Annotated in this window: 1 protein-coding gene; it reads right to left on the bottom strand. The window is 56.0% G+C overall.

All coding sequences use genetic code 11. The features are described from left to right. Nucleotides 1-67: 67 nt before the first annotated feature. Nucleotides 68-172: an FAD/NAD(P)-binding protein gene (locus R0J92_RS25160; RefSeq protein ID WP_411053691.1), complete on the bottom strand. Its 105-nt coding sequence runs from the start codon at nt 170-172 to the stop codon at nt 68-70. Between the last annotated feature and the right edge of the window lie 78 nt (nt 173-250).

Here is a 250-nt window from a genome sequence, read left to right as displayed (position 1 = left end):
CAGCCATCGGCTTGCGGGTGAACTCTGGCGTAAAGATACCGCCGCCAACCATGGTCCAGCCGTGCTGTTAAAAGTGGTGATCGGCGGGCTCAACGACCGCGATACGTAAATCAGGCTGCCGCTTTAAAAGGCTGGACGCGACGGAAATACCGCCTGCCCCACCGCCAATCATGACGACATCAAAAATGACTGAATCGTTAGCTGCCGCATGTTGCGCACTCATAAGGCCCCCGCTGTTGTTGTTTTGTGG

The organism is Tritonibacter sp. SIMBA_163, from assembly GCF_046535935.1.
GTDB classification, from domain to species: Bacteria; Pseudomonadota; Alphaproteobacteria; order Rhodobacterales; family Rhodobacteraceae; genus Epibacterium; species Epibacterium scottomollicae.
Note: the sequence above shows the minus strand (reverse complement) of the source record. Positions and strands in the feature narration are given on the sequence as shown.

Coding starts and splice junctions, on each gene's coding strand:
- R0J92_RS25160 (WP_411053691.1), bottom strand. CDS start 172: ATGATTGGCGGTGGGGCAGGCGGTATTTCCGTCGCGTCCAGCCTTTTA.